The organism is Clostridium sp. (genome assembly GCF_040797585.1).
GTDB lineage: Bacteria > Bacillota > Clostridia > Clostridiales > Clostridiaceae > Clostridium_Z.
This window is the reverse complement of record NZ_JBFNEO010000243.1, coordinates 1-4,018: the sequence shown is the minus strand read 5'-3', so window position 1 is coordinate 4,018 and position 4,018 is coordinate 1. Positions and strand designations below refer to the sequence as shown.

Genomic DNA, 4,018 nt, shown 5'->3' with positions numbered 1-4,018 from the left:
GCTTAGTCCCACATAATAATATAATACTAAAGGTGTTTTTAAGTCTTTTGAGAGTTTTTTTATTTCTTGCCTAACATATGTCTTTAAATCCATATCTTCTTCTATGCCTTTATCATACATAAGTATGTTAACTATCATATCTCTAAAGTTACTTTTTCTTTTATAACTTAAGCATTTATTAATAGTTATTCTGTATAAATAAGTTGAAAAAGAGCTTTCTTTTCTAAAAGTTTTTATATTTTTATAAACAGAAATAAATACTTCTTGAGACAAATCCTCTGCTTCGTGTATATCTTCAGTGTAAGAATAACATAAGGAGGCCACCTTCTTTTTATACATATTAACAAGCTCAATAAAAGCTTCCTCGTCTTCTTCCTTTAACCTATCTACAAGTTCCTCCTCCTGCATTATTCTATCACTCCTTAGTCTTTATATGAGCATTGCCCCTATTAAGCTTTATATTAATCTCATTACCTCCTTTACCTATAACTTCTTTAAATCCCTTTTTATCATTAATTGTCATATATCCTTCCTCAATTGCTCCATTTACTACAAAGTTTTTTTCCTTAGAACTTATATCTATATTTCCAATATTAGAATTTATATTTAACTTTGAAAATTTCTTTATATCTCCCTTTACTCTTCCTTCTTCTCCTTGCAAATTCAATACATCTATACTTCCTTCCATTAATATATCCATACTTCCACTCTTTATATTAGAGTTCTTTATATCCCTTATGTATATGGATCCTCCAGAGTTTTCTAAAGTAAGATTAGATATCTTCCTAAAATCAAAGCTACAATAATTACCCTTTGCATTAATGGCTACATCTTCTAGAGGGTCTACATTAACAATGCTTCCACTATTAACATTAATATTTAAGTTTATTCCCCCTGGAACATATAGATCTCCTTTTATTTTTTTACCTTTAAATTTTCTAAAGTCCACATTTAGTTTTCCATTTTCTATATAAAAAAGGTTATTTTCATATTCTTTTACTATACTTTCTGTACTCTCTACCTGCCCCTTAAATATTAACTTATTATCTTCTGATCTATTTAATTTTATATCAGCATAATTAGCTTCTATATTAATTTCTTTAATCTCTCCAAGATCTAAGCTTTTCTCTAAATCTATTTTTTCAGGAAATATACTGAGTCTTGCTTCTATTATGATTCTATTTATCTCCTCTACATTTACATTATGCATAAGTCCTTCTGAGACTACTAGAACAACTAAAACTACTAATATTCCAAAATTAAATTTTCTTTTTCTTTTATCTTTTCTATTATTAATTAGAATTTCTAATCCTAAAATTATTAATATTACTGGCCAAAGCCAAATAATTTTAAGTCCAATCTCTTGATTATAAAAAAATATAATCCAATTCACTGTAAGAAGCATCAATGATAGTATTATAGTTAAACTTCCATTTTTTCTCATTTAATCTTCTCCTTATATTAATTAACTCGGCTAACCTTAAGATAGTATAAAGAACACCATCCTAAGGAAGATTCCTCCTATGCTCTATAATTTACTTACATTAGTTTAGACTCCATTTCTATATAAAAACCCACAGTTTTTTTATTTTTTAATAAAAATATTTTTATATGGTCTAAAGTAAACTTCTAATTCATACTCACATTTAAAGAATTTAAAATTATAAATTTTAATTATTGTGTAAAATAAACCTTGATGTAAAGTTTCTATGAATATAGCATCAATATAAATTCCTAACTTATTTATTAAAAAAATTATTGATTTATCTTATATAGAGAAGACACATGACACATTAATCTAAACCTCAATCTAACATAATATATAGCCTATTAAGTATAAGATACCATGTGGTATATCTATAGGGCTCCTAAGTGAGATTCTAATATATACATAGTGAAAAATCCTTTAATATCAACCCTTACATCAATGTATATTTTTCATATTGGATAAGGAACCCTATAATTTTAAGCAGATGTATAAGTTAATTCTAACTCTAAGAACTTTATAAATAGCAATTAATATATATGATGAAATTACATATTAATTGTTATTACAAAAATAAGGAAACCTAGGACAATACTAGGCTTCCTTATTAATTACTATTTCTTTTCCTTAAATGCTGCTTCTCTTTTTACATCATTAACTTCTATTATCTTTTTTATTATATAATCATATCCCTTAGGATTATGAGGTATCATACAGTTTGAGCAATCCTTGACTCCATATACTACTTTATTATTCCCACCACAGTTTTCTAAAAAATATAATGGGCAGTAACAAAATAAACAATTAAAATCCTCTTCATTTTCTACCTTATGGCATGGAAAATACTCACATTGTTTATTACTAAAAAACCTATAATTATTATTCATATTATCCCCCTAAAACCTTTAAATATATGTAAGAATAGTTTCTCTTCTTACCCTTAATATTAAACTTTATTATATATAGATAAACCACATAATAATTAAAATCCAATCACCACATACCATTATTTAAAGCCTATTCAAGATTGAGTTCTCATATGATTTCTCTATACCTATAGTTTAACATATCTAAATATTTATTTATCTAATAATATATATAAAATCTGTTATGCTTAATTTTAAATCTAATATGTAATTTATAATTATACTCTAATAAGCTGATATAATTATCATGGGGATAAGAAAATTTAGGAGTGAATTTGTATGAAACTTAAAGAAAATCTAAAGAACTTTCCTAAAAATGCTAAGGTATACTTATTAGCAATTTCATTCTTCTATATATCTATGGGAGCTTTTAATATGCTTCAAGGAATATATATAAAAGAACTTAATATTGATGAAGGCTTTCTTGGTCTTATATTAAGCTTTAAGACCTTTGCTATTGCTTTTGCTTCAATTCCTTGTGCTATGATAGTAAATAAGATTGGAAGAAAAAAAGGAATTTTTCTCACCATGACTTTAGTACCTGTTCTTACAATTCTTCAAGGTATTATTGGAAATAAATATATTATTTTAATCCTTGCGGTATTACAAGGAGCATCTCAAGGGTTTTTAATGGTATCTGAGGGACCCTTCTTAATGGATAATAGTGATTCTAAAAATAGACTTAAACTCTTTAGCTACTCATTTGCAGACAATGTTTTTTCTACCATGTTTGGTTACTTTATATTTGGCGAATTATCTAATAAACTAAGTATAAAAGTGGGACTTTTAACTGCCTTAAAATATTCTATTATACTTTGTGGTCTTTTAGGTCTTATTTCATGCATATTCATTGTTTTCATAAAAGATACAAAAGGACCTATTAAAAGTCACCACAACTTTTTTCAGAATATTGTTACACTATGTAAAGAACCCTATCCTAGAAAATTTATTATATATAATTTATTAATAGGTTTTGGTGCTGGTCTTGTTGTTCCATATTTCAACATATATCTTCGTTATAAAGTTAATGCCTCCACCAGTGCTATTGGTATTATAATGTCTCTTGCCCAATGTTCCATGGGACTTGGTGGCCTACTTACCCCTTATATGGCAGCAAAGTTCGGTAGAATTAAAACTATCATAATATGTCAAAGTATTTCTATACCTTTTTTAATGCTCATAGCTCTTCCACCTAATATTTATATAGTTGCCTTTGCTCTTCTACTTAGAAATGGGCTTATGAATATGGCTGGACCTGTAATTAATAGTTTATCTATGGAACTCATAGAAGATAGTAAACGTTCAACCTATTCTAGTTTAAATAGTATTTCAAATAATCTATCCAGAGCCTTGAGTGCTATGTTAGGCGGATATATTATGAATACTTTACCTTATGGTTATGAAATCCCTTATTTTATAACTGCCATAATATATCTATTGTCTACAATATATTTCTATAAATCATTTTTCTTCGTAGACAAAAATTTATCTAAAAAAAGTAATAAAACTTCTTTAGTTATAAAATAAAAACTGCCTTCAAATAGAGTTAATACTCCATTTGAAGGCAATTTTTGTTTATTTATAGCTATATTATATATCCTATACC

Annotated in this window: 4 protein-coding genes; 1 reads left to right on the top strand and 3 read right to left on the bottom strand. The window is 26.6% G+C overall.

The genetic code is table 11. From position 1 onward, the window contains the following. From AB2369_RS12170 to AB2369_RS12160, 3 genes are all read right to left on the bottom strand, one after another. Positions 1-408: RNA polymerase sigma factor (locus AB2369_RS12170; protein ID WP_367666743.1), on the bottom strand; the 408-nt coding region annotated here is incomplete at its 3' end. Between the two features lie 7 nt (positions 409-415). After that, positions 416-1,444 (bottom strand): hypothetical protein, encoded by a 1,029-nt coding sequence (locus AB2369_RS12165; protein ID WP_367666742.1) that lies wholly within the window; start codon positions 1,442-1,444, stop codon positions 416-418. A 656-nt stretch (positions 1,445-2,100) separates the two neighbouring features. After that, positions 2,101-2,373, bottom strand: a complete 273-nt coding sequence (locus tag AB2369_RS12160) for a cysteine-rich small domain-containing protein (protein WP_367666741.1) — start codon at positions 2,371-2,373, stop codon at positions 2,101-2,103. A gap of 318 nt (positions 2,374-2,691) precedes the next feature. Here AB2369_RS12160 and AB2369_RS12155 point away from each other — a divergent pair, with 318 nt between their 5' ends. Beyond that, positions 2,692-3,939, top strand: coding sequence for an MFS transporter (locus AB2369_RS12155; protein ID WP_367666740.1), 1,248 nt, complete (start codon positions 2,692-2,694; stop codon positions 3,937-3,939). The last annotated feature ends 79 nt before the right edge of the window (positions 3,940-4,018 follow it).